The following is a 19850-nucleotide window of genomic DNA, read 5'->3' on the forward strand; positions in this document are numbered from 1 at the left end:
GGTGTCAGCCTCCGTGGGTGGTGCGGTGGACGAGGTCGTGCATGACCCCGGCGACCCGCTCGGCGGCGTCGGGGCGGAACGGTGAGATCAGAACCTCGTAGCTCGGCGTGGCGAAGTCGGCCGCGGCCGGCAGGTAGCCGGCGTAGCCGTTGGCGTAGCCGAGCAGCACGGACGGCGCGGCGGTATCGCGCAGCGCGAGGAACGGCTCGCCACCGATGCCCTGCAACGTCAGCCCGCCGAGCCGGACGGCGGCCAGCTCCAGGGGCACCGTCTCCGGGCCGTCGGCCCGGTCGGCGGCCGCCTCGACGCCCTGGAGCGCGGTGACGACGGCGCGCCCGGCCGGGTCGTCGTCGGCCAGCCCGGCCAGCTGGGCGGCGAACGCCTCGCGCAGGCCGGCGAGCCGCTTCCGGTCGTCGTGGCGGGTCGGCAGCGGCAGCGTCGCGCGGGCCGCGGCGATGCCGTCGTCGGCGGTCCAGGCCCGGCCCGGCGCGGCGGCGAGCGCGGCGAGCTGCTGCGCCGCCAGGCCGGCGAGCCGCCGACCCTCGGCCACGGTCTGCGCGGTGCGGGTCCAGCGGGTGCTGATGTCGCCGGCCGCGCCGGTGGCGACGACGATCCACGGCGACCCGTCGAGCCGCGCCCGCAGCTCCTCCCGGATCCACGCCGTGAGGTCCCCGCTGACCACCGACGACGATGCCGGCAGTACCGTCGGGTGCACCGGTACCACGGCCAGTACCCCGGCGAGCCGGTCGCCGTCGGCGAAACGCAGCAGGTCCACCGGGACCCGCCGTTCGCCGGTGTCGGCGCTGCGGCGAGAGCCGACGCCGTCGAGCCCGCCGTCGTGGTGGCTCGCGACGCACTCGGTCTCGCTCGCCACCGCGAGCCGGGCCGCCTCGGCGGCCGCGTCCGCGACGGCCGTCAGCCACGAGGCCGGCGTCGTGCCGCCGCCGGCTCGCGAGCCGACGTCGGGGCCGGAATGCGTATGGGTCGCGCAGACCCAGACCTCACCCTTGGCCCGCCGGCGGATCTCCGCCACGAGGTCGGCGTTGACCCCGACCAACTCCGCGACGACCAGCAGGAACCGATCCGGGCCGGCTGCGATCGACACGCAGTCGACCCGTAGCGGCGCCAGCGCTCCGGACGAAGGTGACGTGCGCGCGGCGTACCCGCCCAGCGGTGTGCCGTCCGGGATGGTGAGCGTCGCGGACCCGTGCCCGGCCCTCATCGCACGGCCTCGACCAGCCGCCGGGTGATCGCCATCGGGTTCGTGACGGCGGTCCCGACGACGACGGTGTGCGCGCCCGCATCGAAGGCGGCCAGCACGTCGTCGCGGGTCCAGTACCGGCCCTCCGCGACGACCGGGCAGTCCAGCTCGCCCGCCAGCGCCTTGACCAGCGCGAGGTCCGGCCCGTCGTCACCCGGACCACCCGAGGCGGTATAGCCGGACAGCGTGCTGCCGACGAGGTCGGCTCCGGCCGCACGGGCGTACCGGCCGGCGTCGAGCGTGTCGACGTCGGCCATGACGGGCACGCCGAGGCGGTCGTGGATCTCGGCCACGAGGTCCGCCAGCGAGCCACCGTCCGGCCGTGGCCGCGCCGTCCCGTCCAGCGCCACGACCGTCGCGCCGGCCTTGACCACGGCGGCGGCCGTCTCGAACGTCGGTGTGATGTAGACGCCGTCGCGGTCGCTGGTCTTGTTGATGCCGAGCACCGGCACCGAGACCGCGGCGCTGATCGCGGCGACGTCGGCCGGGCCGTTCGCCCGGATGCCGGCTGCGCCGCCGGCCTCCGCGGCCCGTGCCATCAGTGCCATCGGACCGGGGCCGTGCAGCGGGTTGTCCGGCCCGGCCTGGCACGACACGACGATCGAGCGGAGCGGGAACACGGCGTCAGACATGTGCGTCACTCCCGGCGGTCAGCATCAGCGGCGTGTACGGGCCGAGCCCGCCGGCCAGCAGCCGCACGGCGCCCTCCAGCGGGCTGCCCAGCGGCTCGCGCACGCGGATGCCGGGACAGTGCACCTGGACGGCGTCGGCGAACGGCCGCCGCACGAGGTCCTCGATGGCGAACAGCCCGCCGGCATAGGACACCGGGACGTCCTCGGCGCCGGAGAACGCGCGGGCCAGCACGGCCGCCGTCGTCGTCACCAGGTCGTCGACGGCGGCGGCCCAGATGCGGCGCGCCACCGGGTCGCCGGACCGGGCCACCGCGGCCACCCAGGGCGTGCACGTGGCGAGCAGCCGCACCGGCGCGGGCGAGGTGTAGATGCGCTGGGACAGCCCGGCGAGGTCGCCGAAGGCCTCCTGCGCGGCCTCGGTCAGCGTCGTCGCCGGGCCGCGGCCGTCGCGGGCTGCCAACACCGCGCGCAGCGCCGCCCGGCCGATCGCGAACCCGCTACCGTCGTCGCCGAGCAGGTAGCCGTGGCCGTCGGCCTGGTGCGCGGTCCCGTCGGCGGCGATGCCGAGGCAGACGACGCCGGTACCGGCCGCGATCACCACTCCAGGGTCGCCCCCGAGCGCGCCGGCGTGTGCGGTGACCATATCCGCGCCCAGCCACACCTCCGCGCCGCCCAGGCGGTCGCGGATCCGGGTGGCCAGCCGGCGGCGCCGGTCCGGCCGCAACGGCGCCGCCGTCAGCCCGAGGCAGATCCGCCGCACGCCGGCCGGCGACCCGAGCGCGCCGTACGCCTCCATGACCGCGTCGGAGACGCTGTCCAGCAGGTCGGTCTCGGCGCTGTACGCGAACCCGCCGGCGTGCGCGATCTCGACGGCGGCGCCGTCACGGACCAGCGCCATCCGCAGGTTCGTCTGCCCGCCGTCGACGGCCAGCTCCAGACTCACTTGATCCCCGCCGTCATCGTGATCCCTTCGACGAACTTGCGCTGGAGAACCAGGAACAGCAGCAACGTCGGCAGCAGCGCCAGCAGCGCCGCGGCCATCATCATCGGCAGGCCGCCGGAGCCGAGGTTGTTCGCCTGCATCGCCGCCAGCCCGACCGGCAGCGTCCGGTGCTCCTCGTCGTTGCCGACCAGGAGCGGCCACAGGTGGCTGTCCCAGTTGGTCATGAAGATGAACAACGCGAGCGCGGCCATCGGCGAGACCATCATCGGCGTCACGACGTTCCACAGGATCCGCAGCTCGCCCGCGCCGTCGATGCGGGCCGCCTTGAGCAGCTCGTCGGGCAGGCCGTCGATGCTCTGGCGCATCAGGAAGATCCCGAACGCGCTGGTGGCCGACGGGATGATCAGCCCGGCGAAGCTGTTCACCCAGCCCAGGTCGAAGACCAGCGCGTACAGCGGCACGTAGATGACCTCCAGCGGCACCATCAGCGTCGCCAGCACGACCAGGAACAGCACGTTGCGGCCGCGGTAGGCGAACTTGGAGAAGCTGTACCCGGCCAGCGTGCAGGTGACGACGTTGAGCAACGTCACCGAGACTCCGACGACGGTGCTGTTGAGGTAGTACCGCGCGAACGGTGCCTGCTCGAACGGCAGCGTGAAGTTGCCCCAGAGCCACTGCGTCGGCAGCCAGCGCATCGGACTGGTCAGCACCTCGTCGGCCGGCTTCACCGCGGACAACGCCGCGTACACGAACACCGACGCGAACACGAGGCCGCCGGCGAGCAGCAGCACGAACACGACGATCTTCCCCACCGGCCGGCGCCGGCGCGACACGGGCGCCGGGCGCGCCACGATCCCCGCGCTCATGCCGACCTCCGCAGCGCGCGCAGCTGCACGAACGTCACCATGAGCAGCAGGATGAACATGAGAACGGCGACGGCGGAGGCGCGGCCCATGCGGGCGCTGGCGAAGGCCGTCTTGTACACGAACAGGTTGATCACCTCGGTGCCGAAGCTGCCGCCGGTGAGCACCACCTGCGGGCTGAACGACTGGAAGCCGCGGATGACCGCCATCACCAGGACGACGACGGTGATCGGCTTGAGCAGCGGGAGCGTGACGTAGCGCAGCCGGCGCAGCGAGCCGGCGCCGTCCAGCGCCGCGGCCTCCTGCAGGTCCTTCGGGATGTTCTGCAGCCCGGCCAGGAAGATGATCAGGAAGAACCCGACCTCCTTCCAGATCGCGGCGATCGCGATCGCCCACTTGGCCCACGTGCTCGACGTCAGCCACGGGATGTCGGTGTTCAAGGTCTGGTTGAGCAGCCCCTCCGGCTGCAGGACCAGCCGCCAGATCACCGACACCGCCACCCACGACGTCGCGACCGGCGCGAAGTAGAGCAGCCGCACGAACGCGCTGCCGTGCATCCGGGTGTTCAGGCCGAGCGCCAGGATCAGCGCCAGCAGGACTGCCGGGCCGTACGTGACGGCGACGTAGAACAGCGAGGCGCCGAGGGAGGCCAGGAACCGTTCGTCGCCGAAGAGGAAGCGGAAGTTGTCCAGGCCGACCCAGACCGGTGGGCTGGTCAGGTTGTAGTCGTACAGGCTGAGCTGGAATACCCGCAGCATCGGGTAGATCGCGAACGCCGCGAAGAGCACCAGCGCGGGCAGCGCGAACACCAGGCCGACGGCGTCGCGGCGGCGCCGCCAGCCGGCGCGGCCGGCGCCCGGGAGCCTGGCCCGCTCGCCGCCGGCCCGGTCCGGTGCGGTTCGGGTCAACGCCATGCGACTAGCTCGACACGCTCTGGTCGACCGACTCGGACGCCTCTTCGAGGCTCTCCGCCGGTGGCTGGCCGTCGAAGATCGACCGCTCGACCGCGGCCTTGATGGCGTCCTGTACCTCGCTCCAGTGCGGGCCGACCTCGTCGAACGTGCCCTGCTGGTAGGCCTGCGACCAGACGTCGAGGAACGGGATGTTCGCCGCCGCCTCGGACTGCTCCCAGCCCTGCAGCGGCTGGACGAAGTTGACGTCGGTGAGCCAGCGCTCATGCTGCGACGTCATGTACTCGATGAACCTCCACGCCTCCTCCTGCTGCTCGGAGGCCTTGTTCACGGCGAAGTAGTAGCCGTACCAGCGCCCGGACGGATTGGCCGGGTCGACCTGCGGCAGCGGGACGACCGCCAGGTTCTCGAACGTCTCCGGGTTGTCTTGCGCGATCTGCTCGACCGCCCACGGGTAGATCATCGTCATCGACCGGCGGCCGGAGGCGAAGTCCTCGAACGGCGACGTGGCCTCGCGAGAGGCGGTGTCGGCGTTGCCGACCTGGTCCTCGCGGATGAGGTCGTACCAGATCTGCAGTGCCTCGACCGACTCCGGCTCGGTCAGTGCGGACCCGGTGCCGTCCTCGTTGAGGATCGACCCGCCTGTCTCGTTCAGCAGCGTCTGCAGCTGCTGGGTGTGCCAGCCGGAGTGCAGGTAGACGAAGTTGAAGCCCTCGTGTCCCGCCGCGACCAGCTGCTGGCCGTACTCGGACACGTCGTCCCAGGTCTGGGGCGGGCTGGCCGGGTCGAGGCCGGCGTCGGCGAAGTGCTGGGTGTTGATGGCGAACGCGGTCGCGTTGAACTCGCTCGGCACGCCGTAGAGGGTGTCGTCGTCGCCCTTCGCGCCGTCGAGCGTGCCGTCGACGTACAGCGCCTCCAGCTCCTCGACCGACTCGACGCCGAAGGCGGACGGGTCGATCGGCGCCAGCAGCTGCTTCGGGATGTACTCGCCGCGCAGCGCGCTGTCGTCCATGTTGATGATGTCGGGGCCGGAGCCGTTGCTCAGCGACGTCAGCATCTTGGTGCCGAAGTCGTTGTTCGGGATGGTCTCGTAGGTGATGTCGACGTTCGGGTTCGCCTCTTCGTACTCCGCGATGAGCTGCTCGTTCAGCTCGGTCATCGGCGGGTGCGTGTGCGTCCAGTAGGTCAGCTCGATCTGGTCGCCGTCGCCGGTCGAGCCGCCGTCGGAACCGCAGGCGGCGGCGACCGCGAGGACGGCCGCGGCCGGGATCAGGACGGCGCGGGCGCGCGCTCGTGCGCTCATGGGTTGCTCGCTTTCGTCGGTCCGCCCACGATGGGGCGGTGCGGAAGGTCAGGCAGGTCGCCGGACGCGCCGGTGCGGTGCCGCCGCGGGCACGGGCCGCAGTTCGGCCGTGAGCTGGAACCGGTCGCCGCGGAACACGTCGGTGCCGCACTCGACGACCCGTCCGTTCGCGCCGAACGTGACGACGTCGAGCTGGAACGCCGGCCGGCCCGGCTCGGTGTGCAGCAGGGCGGCGTCCTGCCCGTCGAGGAGCGTCGGCTCGATGGTCGTGCGACCGGTGAGGATCGGAATGCCGTAGCGGTCCGCGAGGAGGTCGTACCAGGAGCCGTCCAGGTCCGCCGGCGCCAGGCCCGGCACGACGTCGTCGGCCACCCAGGTTGTCTCCAGGCCGATGGGGTCGCCGTCGGCGGTGCGGAGCCGGGTGAACCGGACGATCGTGGTGTTGACGGGGATGCGCAGCGTCCGGGCCTGGCGCGGCCCGGCCGGCAACCGCCGGAACTCCAGCGTCACACTGCCCGGCACCAGGCCGCGGCTACGCATCTCCTGCGAGAACGAGGTCATCGCGAGGCGGCGGTTCAACTTCGGTCGCGCGACGAAGTTGCCCCGGCCGTGCTCACGTACGACGAACCCGGCCGTCGCCAGGTCGTCGAGGGCCCGCCGCAGCGTCATGCGGGCCACACCCCAGTCGTGCGCCAGCCGGCGTTCCGGCGGGAGCGCGACGCCTTCGTCGCCGTGGTCGATGAGCTCGAGCAGGCGGCCGCGCACTTGTGCGACCTTGCCGGTCGCCGACCCGAATGCGTCGTTCGCCATGTCGTGAGCTCCTCGGCGTGAGAGGTGCGCACCTTTATAGTCCGTCGCGCTGGACCGCACCAGGGCGGCGGCGAACCTGGATTAGACCAGTCGTCGGCGCAACCGGGCGGTGCTGCCGCAGGCCACGGGCTTTTCCGTGCGGCCGGACCGGCACTGGTCCAACGACTCAGCGCAGCAGCGACCGTGCCGTGGGTGCCAGCCGCAGCGCGACGGGTGGGGCGCTGAGCCGCCGGTCCAGCTCGGCGCGGAGTGCGGTCCGGCTTTCCCAGGCGGCCGTGTGCTCGGCCTGCGCGGCGGCGTCGTCGAAGCGGGCGGCCCAGACGAACGCGTTCGCGTCCTCGCGCACCGGCAGCCCCGGAAAAGTGTTCGGCGACCGGTCGGTCTCGAGCCGGGCCAGCGGGGTGACGCCCAGCGCCGGCTCGATCTCGGCGGCGAAGAACCGGCCGAACTCGCGCACGTCGCCGGCCACCGGGTAGACCACCACGCTCACCAGCGACGACGGCGTCAGGGTCGCCCCCGCGGGCGGCCGGGCCGCCGCGACGTCGCCGCCGACGCCGGGGAACGGGAACCCCGACCCGGCATCGACGGGATGCAGTAGGTGCACGTCGTCGACGTCGATCATGGTGGCGTTGGCGGCCGCGCCGTGCCGCTTCCAGACCGGCCCGGAGTAGAACGCCGTCAGCGCCTCGTGCCGCGTCGCCATGTCGGCGAAGCCCCGGATCCAGACGAACCGGTTCGGCGCGTCGAGGTCGCGGAACTGGCCGATCAGCCGCATGCCGAGCACTTCCTGCGACTCGACGAACTCGCGGTCGAAGATCGTGATGAGGTCGTCGCGGCGCTCCGGGTACACGGTGTACTGCCGCAGCTCGACGATGGGGCAGCACAGACTTCCCCTTGCGGGGCTCGCCGCGGCCTGGACCTCGCGGTCGGCCTTGGGACGGTCACTGGTCATGCCGCGCACGGTAGCCGCAGGCACCGACAGGCGGTCAGCGCTCCAGCAGCGTTCGCAGCTCCGCGACGATCACCTCCGGCGCCTCCTCGGCCATGAAGTGACCCGCTGTCGTCGTGGTGTGCCGCAGGTCCGGCACCCACGCCTTCCAGAGGCCGGCCGCGTCGTAGCCGAGCGCCGCGCCCCAGTCCTGCTGGACGACGGTGACCGGCATCGCCAGCCGCCGGCCGGCCGCCCGGTCCGCCGCGTCGTGCTCGACGTCGATGCCGGCGGAGGCGCGGTAGTCGGCCACGATCGACGGGACGGCGGCCGCGCAGGCCCGCAGGTACTCGGCGCGCACGCCGGCCGGGATCGCGTCCGGCCCGGCGCCCCACTGGTCGAGGAAATACCCGAAGAACTCGTCGGCCGACGCGGCGATCAGCCGTTCCGGCAGCCCGGGCGGCTGAGCCATGAGGTACAGGTGGAACGCGACCGCCGCCGACGCTCCGTGCAGCACGTCCCACATGTCCAGTGTCGGCAGCACGTCGAGGACGGCGAGGTGGCTGACGCGGTCGGGGTGGTCCAGGCCGGCGCGGAACGCGACCAGTGCGCCGCGGTCGTGGCCCGCGAGCGCGAACCGCTCGTGGCCCAGCCGCCGCGCCAGCGCGACGACGTCGGCGGCCATGGTGCGCTTGGAGAAGGTGCCGGCGTCCGCCGCCGCGGGCTTGTCGCTGCCGCCATAGCCGCGCAGGTCCGGGACGATGACGGTGTGGTCGCGGGCCAGGTCCGCCGCGACGTGCCGCCACATCAGGTGCGTCTGCGGGAACCCGTGCAGCAGCACGATCGGGCGGCCGGCGCCGCCGACGGCGACGTTCAGCGCGACGTCGCCGTCGACCGGGACGCGCTGGTACTCGAAGTCGGGGATGGTGGGCGGCATGACACTCCTCTGGGTGAAGCTGGGGACGTGACCAGCCTCCGGCCTGCCGATGAGCGTTCGATGAGCACGCGGTTCGGCGTCCTCGGCCCGGTCGTCGCGTGGACCGGTGCCGGTGCGGTCGTCGACCTCAAGGGGCCGCGGCACCGCGAGGTGCTGGCCCGGCTGATCGTGGCGCGCGGCCGCGTCGTCCCGGTGGAGCGGATCGTCGCCGACCTGTGGGAGTCGCCGCCGGACGGTGCCGTCGTCGCCGTCCGCACGTTCGTCGCCGCGCTGCGCCGGGCGCTGGAGCCGGATCGCGCGCCGCGCGAACCGGCCCGGCTGCTGGTCACCGAGGGCCCCGGCTACGCGCTGCGGGCCGGCGCGGACGCCGTCGACGCGTGGCGGTTCGCCGCCGCGGTGGACGCCGCGAGTGACGCGGCGCCGGCCGAGGCGCTGCGGCTGCTCGACGACGCGCTCGCGCTGTGGCGCGGTCCGGCCTACGCCGACTTCGCCGCGGCCGGCTGGGCGTCGGCGGAGCGGTCACGGCTGATGGAGCTGCGGCTGACGGCGGTGGAACGGCGGGCCGAGACGCTTCTGAAGCTGGACCGGTCGGCGGACGCCGTCCCGGACCTCGACGCGCACGTCGCCGAGCACCCGTGGCGGGAGGACGCGTGGCGGCTGCTGGCGCTCGCGCTGTACCGTACCGGGCGGCAGGCCGACGCGCTCGACGTGCTGCGCCGGGCCCGGACGCTGCTCGGCGACCAGCTCGGCGTCGACCCCGGGCCGCGGCTGCGGCAGCTGGAGACCGACATCCTCCGGCAGGACCTCCCGGTGGACGCCGTCGGGCGCGTGTGGGCCGACGCCGCCGCGGCCTACGACCAGACGGTGGCCGCGAGCGCGCCAGGCCGGCTGGAGTCGACCGTCGGCTTGCTGCGGATCCTCGCCCTCACCGGCGGGCGCGGGCTGGCGGCGGCGCAGGAGCAGCGGGTCGCCGCGATCGCGGCGGCCGAGGACCTCGGTGACCCGGAGCTGACGGCGCGGGTCATCGGCAGCTATGACGTGCCGGGCATCTGGACCCGCTCGGACCATCCGGACCGGTCCGCCATCGTGGTCGCGGCGGCCGAGCGTACGCTGGCCGCGTTGCCGCCGTCCGCCTCGCCGGCGACCCGGGCCCGGCTTCTGGCGACAGTCGCGATGGAGTCGCGCGGGACCCTGGAACCGCGGGCCGCGCGGGCCGCCGCCGAGGCGGAGCGGATCGCCCGCCGCCTGCACGACCCCGCGCTGCTGGCGTTCGCGCTGAACGCGAGGTTCCTGCAGACGTTCAAGCGGGCCGGGCTGGCGCCGGAGCGCGACGGCATCGGCGCCGAGCTGGTGTCGCTGTCGCAGACGCACGGGCTGCCGGCGTCCGAGATCCTCGGCCGGCTGGTCCGCATGCAGGCGCACGCCGCCCTGGGCGATTTCGCCACCGCCGACGAGCACGCCGCCGCGGCGGACGAGCTGGGACGACGACACGAGCGGCCGCTGGTCGACGTGTTCACCCGCTGGTACCGGGCGACGCGGCTGGCGGCCGTCGGCGGTGCGGGCGCGTTCGACGAGGCCGAGGCCGCCTACCGCGGCGCGGCCGCCAGGCTGGAGGGCACCGGCATGCCCGGGCTCGAGCGCGGGCTGCTGCCGCTGGCCCTGCTCTGTCTGCGGGTCTGGCACGACCGGCCGGCCGACTTCCCCGACAACACCGACTGGGGCCCGTACGCGCCGTGGGCGCGGCCGCTGGTACTGCTGGCCCGGGATCGTCGCTCCGACGCCGCCGTGGCGTTGCGGGCGGTGCCGGAGCCGCCCCGCGACCTGCTGTTCGAGGCGTCCTGGTGCCTGACGGGACGCGCGGCGCTGGCGGTCGGCGACCACGCACGGGCGGCGCGGGCCCGGGCCGCGCTGGCGCCGGCGGCCGGCGAGCTGGCCGGAGCGGGCAGCGGCGTGCTCACCGCCGGCCCCGTCACGCTGCATCTCGCCGCCCTCGACGCGGCCGGGTGAGGTGTACGGTGCCGAGCAGGGGGTCGTCATGAGTGCTCGTGGCAAGGACTTCGACGCCGCGCTGGACGTCGCCAGCAGCCGGGCTCGCGCCTGGCTGGACGGGCTCGACGAGCGGATCGTGCGTGCGACGGTGAGTGCCGATGACGTCCGTGCGGCGCTCGGAACGGAGCTGCCCGACGGTCCCAGCGACCCGGCGGACGTGGTGCGGCTGCTCGCCGACGCCGCGGAGCCGGGGCTGGTGGCCACGCCGTCGGGGCGGTTCTTCGGATTCGTCATCGGCGGAACGCTGCCGGCCGCGTTGGCCGCGGACTGGCTGGTCAGCGCCTGGGATCAGAACGCCGCGCTGCGCGCCGCCAGTCCGGCCGGCACCGCGGTCGACGACATCGCGGCCGCCTGGTTGCTGGACGTGCTGGGGTTGCCGGCGCAGGCCGGGGTCGGGTTCGTCACCGGCGCGACGATGGCGAACTTCGCCGGGCTGGCGGCCGCCCGCGACGCCGTCCTCGCCCGGGCCGGGTGGGACGTCGGTGCGCGCGGGCTCAGTGGGGCGCCGCGGGTCCGGGTGCTGGCCGGCGCCGAGCGGCACGACTCCGTCGACGTCGCGCTGCGGTACCTCGGCCTCGGCACGCCGGAGTTCGTCGCCGTCGACGATCAGGGGCGGATGCGGGTGGACGCTCTGGCCGCGGCGCTGTCGTCGGATGCGGACGGGCCGGCGGTCGTCTGCCTGCAGGCGGGCAACGTCCATTCCGGCGGCTTCGACCCGTTCACCGAAGCGGTCCCGATCGCGCACGACGCTGGTGCGTGGGTCCATGTCGACGGCGCGTTCGGCCTGTGGGCGGGTGCGTCGCCCCATGCTCGTGGGCTGGTCGCGGGCGCCGACGCCGCCGACTCGTGGGCGACGGACGCGCACAAGACGCTCAACGTGCCGTACGACAGCGGCATCGTCGTGGTCCGCGACCCCGTGGCCATGCGGGCGGCGCTCAGCTACCACGGCGACTACCTGATCACCGACGCCACGTACCTCGAGCCGTACGAGCGCGTGCCTGAGACGTCGCGGCGGGCGCGGTCGGTACCGGTATGGGCGGCGCTGCGCTCGCTCGGCCGGTCCGGCCTGGCCGCCCTCGTCGACCGGCTGTGCCGCCACGCGGCCGCGTTCGCCTCCGGGGCGCGCGCGATCCCCGGCGCCGAGGTCCTCAACGATGTCGTGTTCACGCAGGTCTGTTTGGCTTTCGGCGACGACGACCGCACCCGCGAGGTCGGCCGGCGGCTCATGGCGGACGGCACTGTGTGGATGACCGGCTCGCGGTGGCGGGGTCGCGAGGTGCTGCGCATCTCGGTGAGCAACTGGTCCACCGACGACACCGACGTCGCCCGCGGCCTCGATGCCCTCGCCCGCGCCGTTTCACACACTGCCCGGTGACGACAGCGACCTCACACCGTGAAGTTGATCATGGAGAAAGCGGGGTTCTGCGGCGCTGGGAACCCCGCTTTCTCCATGATCAACGCGGTGCGGCGCGCGCGGTTGCGTTGTCCGTGCCCGGCTCATACGGAGGCTCCGGACCGAAGGAGTCGTGATGGCGCGTCACCGCCGCCTCACCCCGTCCGGACGCCGAGCAGTCCCACGGCGCGCCGAGGAGGAACCAGCTCACCCATCGATCTCAGCGCACCCCGTACAGGTAGTCCAGCGCCAGCTGGTCCAGCCGCTCGAACGCCATGCCGCGCTGGGCCGCCTCCTCGGGGTCGAACTCGTCGTTGCGCAGCGAGTCGACGGTCTCGCCCGGTGCGGCGGTGGGCGTGGCCAGCTGGTCCAGCCGGGCCGCGGCCAGTGCCTCCTGGACCTCCGGGTCGGCGCGGAACGCCGCGGTCTTCTCGCGCAGGATCAGGTAGTTGCGCATGCAGCCCGCGGCCGACGCCCAGACGCCGTCCATGTCCTCGGTGCGCGGCGGCTTGAAGTCGAAGTGGCGTGGGCCGTCGTAGCCGCCGGACTCGATGACGTCGACGGTCCAGAAGGCGCCGCGGGCGTTGCCGGCGCCGAACCGGAAGTCCTGGTCGTAGCGCGGGCCGGTCTGCCCGTTGAGGTCGATGTGGAAGAGCTTGCCGTGCCAGAGCGCCTGGGCGATGCCGTGCGCGTAGTTCATCGACGCCATCTCCTCGTGCCCCACCTCGGGGTTGAGGCCGACCAGCTCGGGGTGTTCGAGCTCGTTGATGAACGCGATGGCGTGGCCGATGGTCGGCAGCAGGATGTCGCCGCGCGGCTCGTTCGGCTTCGGCTCGATGGCCACCTTGAGGTCGTAGCCGCGGTCGAGGATGTACTGGCCGAGGAGGTCGAATGCCTCCTTGTAGCGGTCCAGCGCGGCCCGGATGTCCTTGGCGGCGCCGGACTCCGCGCCCTCGCGGCCGCCCCAGGCGACGAACACCTTGGCGCCCAGCTCCGCGCCGAGGTCGAGCTGGTCGGCGGCCTTGCGGATGGCGAAGCGGCGCACGTCGCGGTCGTTGTTGGTGAACCCGCCGTCGCGGAAGACCGGGTGCGAGAACAGGTTCGTCGTGACCATCGGGACCTGCAGCCCGGTCTCGTCCAGCGCCTGGCGGAACGGCTTGAGCGCGGCGTCGCGCTCGGACAGCGACGCGCCGAACGGGATGACGTCGTTGTCGTGGAACGTGATGCCGTAGGCGCCCAGCTCGGAGAGCTTGTGCACAGCGGCGGCCGGGTCGAGCCGCGGCCGGACGGCACCGCCGAAGACGTCCACCCCCTCCCAGCCGACCGTCCAAAGACCGAAGGAGAACTTGTCCTCACGAGTGGGGGTGTAGTCGTTCATGCGCGCGTCCTCCAGTGGAGCGCTCCGGGGAGCTGTCGAAAGTTTCTGAGAGGCTTTCGCCACCCTAGGCCGTAGTGGCATGGGTCGCAAGGCCCCTACGTGTCCAGATGTCACGCCATTGACATCCGATTGTGACGCTCGTTACGGTGACGGTTCCGAAACTTTCGGACGACGGACGGAGAAACGCGGTGCTGCTGGTCAGGTTCGCCACCCCGTCGTCCCCGGCCGCGAGCGTCGGCGTGCTCGACGGCGACACCGTCACGACGCTCGACGGGGTCGGCTCGCTCGCGGCGCTGTGGCGGCTGCCGATCGCCGACCTGCGTGTGGTCGTCTCAGCGCCGACCGGTCCCGCCTTACCCATCGACCGGGTGACGCTGCTCCCGCCGGTGGACGGCGGCACCGAGGTGTGGGCCTGCGGCGTCACGTACAAGGTGTCCGAGGAGGCGCGGGTCGAGGAGAGCGAGCGCGCCGCGTCCGTCTATGAGCTGGTCTACGACGCCGAGCGGCCGGAGCTGTTCTTCAAGTCCGTCGCCTGGCGGGTGGTCGGTGACGGTGAGCCGATCGCCGTTCGGGCCGACTCCCGCGTCGACGTGCCGGAGCCCGAGGTCGCCGTCGTCGTCACCGCGTACGGCGAGATCGCCGGGTACACCGTCTGCAACGACGTGTCGTCGCGCACCATCGAGGGCGAGAACCCGCTCTACCTGCCGCAGGCCAAGGCCTATCTCGGCGCGTGCGCCGTCGGCCCGGGCATCCGGCCGGCTTGGGAGGTGCCGGACCCCTACGCGCTGCCGGTGTCGATGACGATCGAGCGCAACGGCGGGGTCGACTGGTCGGGGACGGCGAGCACCGGCCAGCTGCGCCGGCGGTTCGACGAGCTGGTGTCGTTCCTGCTGCGGGCCGACATGTTCCCCGACGGCGCCGTGCTGTCGACCGGTACCTGCCTGGTCCCGGCCGCGCCGTGGACGCTGTGCGCCGGCGACGTCGTCCGCATCGAGATCGGCGGCGTGGGCGAGCTGGCCAACCCCGTCGTCGAGGGCGTCGAGGCGATGTCGTGGCTGGCCGACGCGCGCGACGACGTCAGGCTGCGCGCCGCGGGCAGGCCGGCGCCGTGACGACGGAACGCGCGCGGGTGACCATCGCGGAGATCGCCCGCGAGGCCGGCGTCTCCGAGGCGACGGTCAGCAAGGTGCTCAACGGCCGGACGGAGGTCGCGCCGGCCACCCGCGCCCGCGTCCAGGACCTGCTCGACGCCCGCGGCTACGAACGACGCGGCACCCGGGTCGAGGAGCGCAGCGGCCTCATCGACCTCGTCATCTCCGAGCTCAACACGCCGTGGTCGATGGACGTGCTGCGCGGCGCCGAGCAGGAGGCGCGACGTGCCGGTGCCGGCGTCGTCGTCACCTCCACCGAGGGCCGCGACGACGCGAGCTGGCTCGACCGCGTCACGGCCCGCCGCTCCGACGGCGTCCTACTGGCCCTGGCGCCGCTGCCGTCCGGTGGCGCCCGCCGGCTCACCGCGGCCGGCATCCCGTTCGTGCTAATGGATCCGGTTGGCGGGTTCGACCCCGACATCCCCACCGTCGGCGTCACGAACTGGGCCGGCGCGCTTGCCGCCACAGAGCACCTGATCGGGCTCGGACACCGGCGCATCGGCGTCATCACCGGTCCGCCGGAGCTGGTCTGCAGCCAGCAGCGGGTCGAGGGGTACCGCGCCGCGCTCGGCCGGGCCGGGCTGCCGGCCGACGACGCCCTCGTCCGCTACGGCGACTTCCGCCCTGGCGGCGGCGAGGACCAGGCGCGGGCGCTGCTAGACCTGCCGGACCCGCCGACGGCCATCTTCGCCGGCTCGGATCTGCAGGCCACCGGCGTCTACGCCGAGGCGCACCGGCGCGGGCTGCGGCTCCCCGACCAGCTCAGCGTGGTCGGCTTCGACGACGTCGCACTGTGCGAGTGGGTCTCGCCGGCGCTCACCACGGTGCGGCAGCCGCTGCTCGAGATGGCCCGCATCGCGATCCGCACCGTCCTCGACCCGCCCGGCACCGACCAGCCGCTGCGGATCGAGCTCGCCACCAGCCTGATCACCCGGGAGAGCACGGCGCCGCCACGCTGACTCTCCCTTCCCTTGTGGAACTCGCCGCCGCCTGGGACCTCGCGGTCGGCATTTGTGGCGGGCCACAATGGCCGGGTGGTCGCCCCGGAGATCTCGGCGCGCGAGGCCGAGGTGCTCGCGGCGCTCGGTGAGCACCTGACCAACGCCGAGATCGCCGCCAGGTTCGTCATCTCCGTCCGCACCGTCGAGAGTCACGTGTCCGCGTTGCTGCGCAAGTTCGGCGCGAGCGACCGGCGGGCGCTGGCCGCGCTGGCGCCTTCCGTTCTGCCGGCCGGACGGGCGGGTGGTGTGGCGCCGCCGTTGCCCGCCCCGCTGACGTCGTTCGTCGGACGCGAGGCCGAGCGGGCCGCGCTGCTGGAGGCCGTCACGTCGCAGCGGCTGGTGGTCGCGGTCGGCCCGGGCGGGGTGGGGAAGACCCGACTGGCGCTGGCCGTCGCCGCGGGCGTCGCGGACCGATTCGCCGGCGGCGTCTGGTACACCGACCTCGTCCCCGTGCCCGACGGCGACGCCGTGCCGGCCGCGGTGGCGACGGCGCTGGGCCTGGGCGAGCAGCCCGGCCGGACCGCCGCCGAGACCCTGCTCAGCTGGACTGCCGGGCGCACGGCCCTGCTGGTACTGGACAACTGCGAGCACGTGCTCGACGGCGTCGTCGGGTTCGTGGAGCCGCTGCTGGCCGCCGCGCCCGGGCTCACGGTGCTGGCCACCAGCCGGTCGCGGCTGCTGCTGCCGTTCGAGTGGGTGGTGCCGGTCGGCGGGCTGGGCGCCGACGCGGTGACGCTGTTCGAGCAGCGTTCTCGTGCCGGCGGCGTGGTGCTGCCGGCCGAGACGGCCGACCGGGTGGCGACGATCTGCGCCGCGCTCGACGGCAACCCGCTGGCGATCGAGCTGGCCGCCGCACGGTTGCCGGCGGTCGGCCTGGACGGGCTGGAGGGCGGGCTGGCCGACCGGCTCCGGCTGCTCGACGGCGCACGGCGCGGCGGCGGGCGGCACGGGTCGCTGCGCTCGGCGCTGGACTGGAGCCACGATCTCCTCGACGACGTCGGACGGGCGGTACTGCGCCGGGTCTCGGTGTTCGCGGCGCCGTTCCGCGTCGACGCCGCCGAGGCGGTGACCGGTGTGGCGCCCGGGTCGGTGCCGGGGGTGCTGGCCGCGCTGGCGGACGACAGCCTGCTGGTGCCGGTCGCCGGCGGGGACGGGACCCGGTACCAGGCGCTGGAGACGATCCGCCAGTACGGCGCTGAGCTGCTGATTGCGGCCGGCGAGGAGACCGCCGTTTACGCCGCCCACCTGCGCTGGAGCGTACGCGAAGGGACGGCGCTGCTGGCGGCCGACGCAGCGGCACCGGACTGGCGCGGCCGCTTCGACCTCCTCGCCGACGACCTCCGCGCCGCCGTCGCCCGGGCCGCGCCCGCCCCGCCGAGTCCGGCCGTCCACGGGGCGCCGCCGACGTCCAGGGCTGCGGAGGCGGCGTCGCTGCTGGGCCGGCTCTGCCATCGTCGCGGGCTGCCGGCCGAGGCACAGCGCCGGTTCGAGCAGGCCGCCGCCCTCGCGCCGGACGACGCCGGTAAGGCCGCTCAGCTCCGCCTCGCCGCCGGATCGGCGCGCTCCCGGCTGGCCGGCGACGACGCGCTGCGACTGCACCTCGCCGCGGCCGAAGCGGCGGAGCGGGCCCGCGACACCGTCCTGGCCGCCCGGCAGTACGCCCACGCGGCGGAACTGATGCACCGCTCCGCCGGGATCCTGGCCGAGGTGCCGCCCGCCGCGGCCGCGGCCGCCTGGCTGGCGACCGCCGAGCGGCTGGGCGGCGACGACCCCGGCACCCGCGCCCGGTGCGCCGTCGTCGAGGCGTTCGCCGCCGCGGACGACGACCCGGGCACCGTCGCCGTCACCGAGCGGGCGCTCGAGCTGGCCCGTGAGAGCGGCGATCCGATCGCCGAGAGTGCGGCCCTCGACGCGCTCACCGGCGTGCGGCTGGCGCGCGGCGAGGCGCGCGCCGCGCTGGAGAGCGCGCTGCGGCGGACCACGTTGCTGGCCGGGCCGCCGGATCCGGAACGGGGCTTCGAGCTGTCCGACGCCTACGGCATGGCGACGGAGTCGGCGATCGCGGCCGGCGACCTCCGGCAGGCACGGCGGGCCGCCGAGACTCTGCGCGACCTGCCGTCGCAGCGCGAGGTCGCGCACGTCGGCACCGCGCGGCTCATCGTCGTCATGGTGCTGGCCGGCGACTGGGCCGAGGCGATCGCCGTCGGGGAGCTGTTCCGGGAGAGCTGGGAGCGGGCCGGCCGGCCGCGCATCCCGTCGCTGCGCCGGGTGGCGGCCGCGCTCGGCGCTGTGCACGGTGCGCGGGGCCACGCCGCCGCGCGGGCCGTCTGGCGTGACGTCGAGGTAGGCGTGGGCTCGGCCGAGCGGCGGCCGCACGACCAGCGCGCCGTCGAGAGCGTCTTCGCCGCCCTCGAGGCGTTGCACCTCGACCGGCCCGCCGAGGCCGTCGACGTCCTGCACCGGCCGCCGGAGGAGTTCCGCGGTTGGTTCGAGCTCATCTGGCGGCCGTGGTACGCGGCGCTCTGGGCCGAGGCCGCGGTCCTGGCCGAGCTACCCGACGCGGCCGAGCGGATCGGCCGCGCGCGCCCGTTCACCACCGACAACGTCGTGGCCGCCGCCCTTGTCGACCGGGCAACCGCGCTGGCCGGCGGCGACCGCGACGGCGTGCTCGCGGCCGCGGAGACGCTGGACGCGGCCGCCTGCCGGTACCAGTGGGCGCGCAGCCTGCTGCTGGCCGGCGGCGAGTACCGGCCCCGCGGCGCCCGAGCTCTCGCCGAACTGGGCGCGCCTACCACCTACTGACCGTTCCTACGGAGACCTTTCCGTGGTCGATCCGTGCTCAGCACGGATGTCCGGCCGCCCTCGCCCGGCGATCGTGAAGTCATCGCGAAAAAGTTCCGCCGCGGATGTCGAGAACGGGTCCCGCTCTCCGACGTACCGGGTGAGACCGCCCAGAGGAGACGAGATGACGATCACGATCCAGCACCAGCAGACCTCCGCCGCGACCGCACTCCGTGGCGCCATCGCGGGCGCCGTCCACGAGCCGGGCGACGCCGGGTACGACGAGCACCGCAAGCCGCTGCTTCCGACGCTCGACCCGCGGCCCGACGTCGTGGTCGAGGCGCGCTCGACGGCGGACGTGCAGGCCGCGGTGCGGGCGGCTCGCGAGCACGACCTGCCGTTCTCCGTCCAGGCGACCGGCCACGGTACCTACGTCCCCAACGACGGCGGTCTGCTGCTGAAGACGACGGCGATGTCGTCGGTGTTCGTCGACCCGAGCCGGCAGGTCGTCCGCGTCCGGCCCGGCACCGTGTGGGGCGATGTCCTGGCGGCGACCCGGCCGTACGGGCTGGCGCCGCTGTCCGGTTCGTCTCCTACGGTAGGCGTCACGGGCTACACGCTCGGCGGCGGCATGGGCTGGCTGGCCCGCAAGCACGGCTTCGCCGCGGACAGCGTCCTCTCCGCCGACATCGTGACGGCCGACGGCTCGCTGCTGACCGTCAGCCCCGATCGGCACCCGGACCTGTTCTGGGCGATCCGCGGCGGTGGCGGCGGCTTCGGCGTGGTCACGTCGCTGGAGTTCCGCGTCTACCCCGTCGCACAGGTCTACGGCGGCATCTCCTGGTTCGACGTGTCCAACGCGGCGTCCGCGCTGCGGGTCTACCGCGACTGGGCCGCCGCCGCGCCCGACGAGATGAGCACCGCTGTCGTGCTGACGACGATCCCGGACGTCGAGGCGATGCCGGCCGAGCTGCGCGGCCGCCGGGCGCTCGGCATCAAGGCCATGTACACCGGTCGCGCCGACGAAGCCGAGCGGCTGCTCCGGCCGCTGCGACTGGCCGCCGGGCCGGCGCTGGCCGACGGTTACCGGAGCATGGACTACGCCGACGCCGCGATGGGCGGCACCCCGGCCCGGTTCTTCGACTTCTTCCCGGCCCTCGGCGACGAGGTCGTGGACACGGTGGTCGAGGCGGCCGAGGCGGGGTCGACGGTGGAGATCCGGCACTACGACGGCGCGACCGCCCGCCCCGGTCCCGACGCGGGCCCGGTCAGCCACCGCGGCGTGCCGTTCAGCGTCATCCTCGACAAGCCGACCCCGGAGTTCGCGGACCGGCTGCGTCCGCACGGCATCGGCGGCGCGTTCCTCAACTTCCTCGCCGACACCACCCGGACCGCGGCCGCCTACACCCCGGCCGACTACGCCCGGCTGTGCGCGGTCAAGGCGGCCTACGACCCGGACCGCTTCTTCGCCCGGGGCCACGCCGCCCTCGGCGCCTGAGGACGCCAACC

General features: G+C 74.1%; 16 protein-coding genes. 6 read left to right on the forward strand and 10 right to left on the reverse strand.

Annotation, left to right across the window (positions count from 1 at the left end):
- Positions 1-4: 4 nt before the first annotated feature.
- The 9 genes from E1262_RS09175 to E1262_RS09215 form a co-directional block, all read right to left on the reverse strand.
- Positions 5-1222 carry a hypothetical protein gene (locus tag E1262_RS09175; protein ID WP_132102833.1) on the reverse strand — a complete coding sequence of 406 codons (1218 nt, stop codon included), beginning with the start codon at positions 1220-1222 and terminating at the stop codon, positions 5-7.
- Positions 1219-1893 carry an N-acetylmannosamine-6-phosphate 2-epimerase gene (locus E1262_RS09180; RefSeq protein WP_132102834.1) on the reverse strand — a complete coding sequence of 225 codons (675 nt, stop codon included), beginning with the start codon at positions 1891-1893 and terminating at the stop codon, positions 1219-1221. Before E1262_RS09180 ends, E1262_RS09175 begins: the two co-directional genes overlap by 4 nt.
- The gene (locus E1262_RS09185; protein WP_132102835.1) at positions 1886-2836 is read right to left on the reverse strand and encodes an N-acetylglucosamine kinase; all 951 of its coding nucleotides are present in this window, start codon (positions 2834-2836) and stop codon (positions 1886-1888) included. Before E1262_RS09185 ends, E1262_RS09180 begins: the two co-directional genes overlap by 8 nt.
- A complete protein-coding gene (locus E1262_RS09190; RefSeq protein WP_132102836.1) occupies positions 2833-3702 on the reverse strand; it encodes a carbohydrate ABC transporter permease in 870 nt (289 codons plus the stop codon). Before E1262_RS09190 ends, E1262_RS09185 begins: the two co-directional genes overlap by 4 nt.
- Positions 3699-4613 (reverse strand): carbohydrate ABC transporter permease, encoded by a 915-nt coding sequence (locus E1262_RS09195; protein WP_162605835.1) that lies wholly within the window; start codon positions 4611-4613, stop codon positions 3699-3701. The genes E1262_RS09190 and E1262_RS09195 overlap by 4 nt, the downstream gene beginning before the upstream one ends.
- Positions 4614-4617: 4 nt before the next feature.
- Positions 4618-5913: an ABC transporter substrate-binding protein gene (locus tag E1262_RS09200; RefSeq protein WP_132102838.1), complete on the reverse strand. Its 1296-nt coding sequence runs from the start codon at positions 5911-5913 to the stop codon at positions 4618-4620.
- 48 nt (positions 5914-5961) lie between these two features.
- Positions 5962-6723 (reverse strand): GntR family transcriptional regulator, encoded by a 762-nt coding sequence (locus E1262_RS09205; RefSeq protein WP_132102839.1) that lies wholly within the window; start codon positions 6721-6723, stop codon positions 5962-5964.
- 166 nt (positions 6724-6889) lie between these two features.
- On the reverse strand, positions 6890-7675 hold the full coding sequence (locus tag E1262_RS09210) for an NIPSNAP family protein (RefSeq protein ID WP_132102840.1): 786 nt from the start codon (positions 7673-7675) through the stop codon (positions 6890-6892).
- Positions 7676-7709: 34 nt separating this feature from the next.
- A complete protein-coding gene (locus tag E1262_RS09215) occupies positions 7710-8588 on the reverse strand; it encodes an alpha/beta fold hydrolase (RefSeq protein WP_132102841.1) in 879 nt (292 codons plus the stop codon).
- Between the two features lie 60 nt (positions 8589-8648).
- On the opposite strand from E1262_RS09215, the gene E1262_RS09220 reads away from it, so the two are divergent.
- Together E1262_RS09220 and E1262_RS09225 are read left to right on the forward strand one after the other, a co-directional pair.
- On the forward strand, positions 8649-10595 hold the full coding sequence (locus E1262_RS09220) for an AfsR/SARP family transcriptional regulator (RefSeq protein WP_132102842.1): 1947 nt from the start codon (positions 8649-8651) through the stop codon (positions 10593-10595).
- A gap of 28 nt (positions 10596-10623) precedes the next feature.
- The gene (locus E1262_RS09225) at positions 10624-12012 is read left to right on the forward strand and encodes a pyridoxal phosphate-dependent decarboxylase family protein (RefSeq protein WP_132102843.1); all 1389 of its coding nucleotides are present in this window, start codon (positions 10624-10626) and stop codon (positions 12010-12012) included.
- 238 nt (positions 12013-12250) lie between these two features.
- On the opposite strand, the gene xylA is transcribed toward E1262_RS09225, so the two are convergent.
- Positions 12251-13408, reverse strand: a complete 1158-nt coding sequence (gene xylA, locus E1262_RS09230) for a xylose isomerase (RefSeq protein WP_132102844.1) — start codon at positions 13406-13408, stop codon at positions 12251-12253.
- 188 nt (positions 13409-13596) lie between these two features.
- On the opposite strand from xylA, the gene E1262_RS09235 reads away from it, so the two are divergent.
- The 4 genes from E1262_RS09235 (at position 13597) to E1262_RS09250 (ending at position 19839) form a co-directional block, all read left to right on the forward strand.
- On the forward strand, positions 13597-14520 hold the full coding sequence (locus E1262_RS09235; RefSeq protein ID WP_132102845.1) for a fumarylacetoacetate hydrolase family protein: 924 nt from the start codon (positions 13597-13599) through the stop codon (positions 14518-14520).
- Positions 14517-15518 carry a LacI family DNA-binding transcriptional regulator gene (locus E1262_RS09240; RefSeq protein ID WP_132102846.1) on the forward strand — a complete coding sequence of 334 codons (1002 nt, stop codon included), beginning with the start codon at positions 14517-14519 and terminating at the stop codon, positions 15516-15518. The genes E1262_RS09235 and E1262_RS09240 overlap by 4 nt, the downstream gene beginning before the upstream one ends.
- Before the next feature lie 75 nt (positions 15519-15593).
- Positions 15594-18362, forward strand: coding sequence for an ATP-binding protein (locus tag E1262_RS09245; RefSeq protein WP_132102847.1), 2769 nt, complete (start codon positions 15594-15596; stop codon positions 18360-18362).
- 163 nt (positions 18363-18525) lie between these two features.
- Complete coding sequence (locus E1262_RS09250) at positions 18526-19839, forward strand: FAD-binding oxidoreductase (protein ID WP_132102848.1); 1314 nt, start codon at positions 18526-18528, stop codon at positions 19837-19839.
- Positions 19840-19850 lie beyond the last annotated feature (11 nt).

Origin of the sequence: Jiangella aurantiaca (assembly GCF_004349105.1) — a bacterium.
Lineage (GTDB): Bacteria > Actinomycetota > Actinomycetes > Jiangellales > Jiangellaceae > Jiangella > Jiangella aurantiaca.

What these genes read in the sequence shown, in the direction of transcription:
- E1262_RS09175 (WP_132102833.1), bottom strand. Translation starts at nt 1,222, where the DNA reads ATGAGGGCCGGGCACGGGTCCGCGACGCTCACCATCCCGGACGGCACA.
- E1262_RS09180 (WP_132102834.1), bottom strand. Translation starts at nt 1,893, where the DNA reads ATGTCTGACGCCGTGTTCCCGCTCCGCTCGATCGTCGTGTCGTGCCAG.
- E1262_RS09190 (WP_132102836.1), bottom strand. Translation starts at nt 3,702, where the DNA reads ATGAGCGCGGGGATCGTGGCGCGCCCGGCGCCCGTGTCGCGCCGGCGC.
- E1262_RS09195 (WP_162605835.1), bottom strand. Translation starts at nt 4,613, where the DNA reads ATGGCGTTGACCCGAACCGCACCGGACCGGGCCGGCGGCGAGCGGGCC.
- E1262_RS09200 (WP_132102838.1), bottom strand. Translation starts at nt 5,913, where the DNA reads ATGAGCGCACGAGCGCGCGCCCGCGCCGTCCTGATCCCGGCCGCGGCC.
- E1262_RS09205 (WP_132102839.1), bottom strand. Translation starts at nt 6,723, where the DNA reads ATGGCGAACGACGCATTCGGGTCGGCGACCGGCAAGGTCGCACAAGTG.
- E1262_RS09210 (WP_132102840.1), bottom strand. Translation starts at nt 7,675, where the DNA reads ATGACCAGTGACCGTCCCAAGGCCGACCGCGAGGTCCAGGCCGCGGCG.
- E1262_RS09215 (WP_132102841.1), bottom strand. Translation starts at nt 8,588, where the DNA reads ATGCCGCCCACCATCCCCGACTTCGAGTACCAGCGCGTCCCGGTCGAC.
- E1262_RS09220 (WP_132102842.1), top strand. Translation starts at nt 8,649, where the DNA reads ATGAGCACGCGGTTCGGCGTCCTCGGCCCGGTCGTCGCGTGGACCGGT.
- E1262_RS09225 (WP_132102843.1), top strand. Translation starts at nt 10,624, where the DNA reads ATGAGTGCTCGTGGCAAGGACTTCGACGCCGCGCTGGACGTCGCCAGC.
- xylA (WP_132102844.1), bottom strand. Translation starts at nt 13,408, where the DNA reads ATGAACGACTACACCCCCACTCGTGAGGACAAGTTCTCCTTCGGTCTT.
- E1262_RS09250 (WP_132102848.1), top strand. Translation starts at nt 18,526, where the DNA reads ATGACGATCACGATCCAGCACCAGCAGACCTCCGCCGCGACCGCACTC.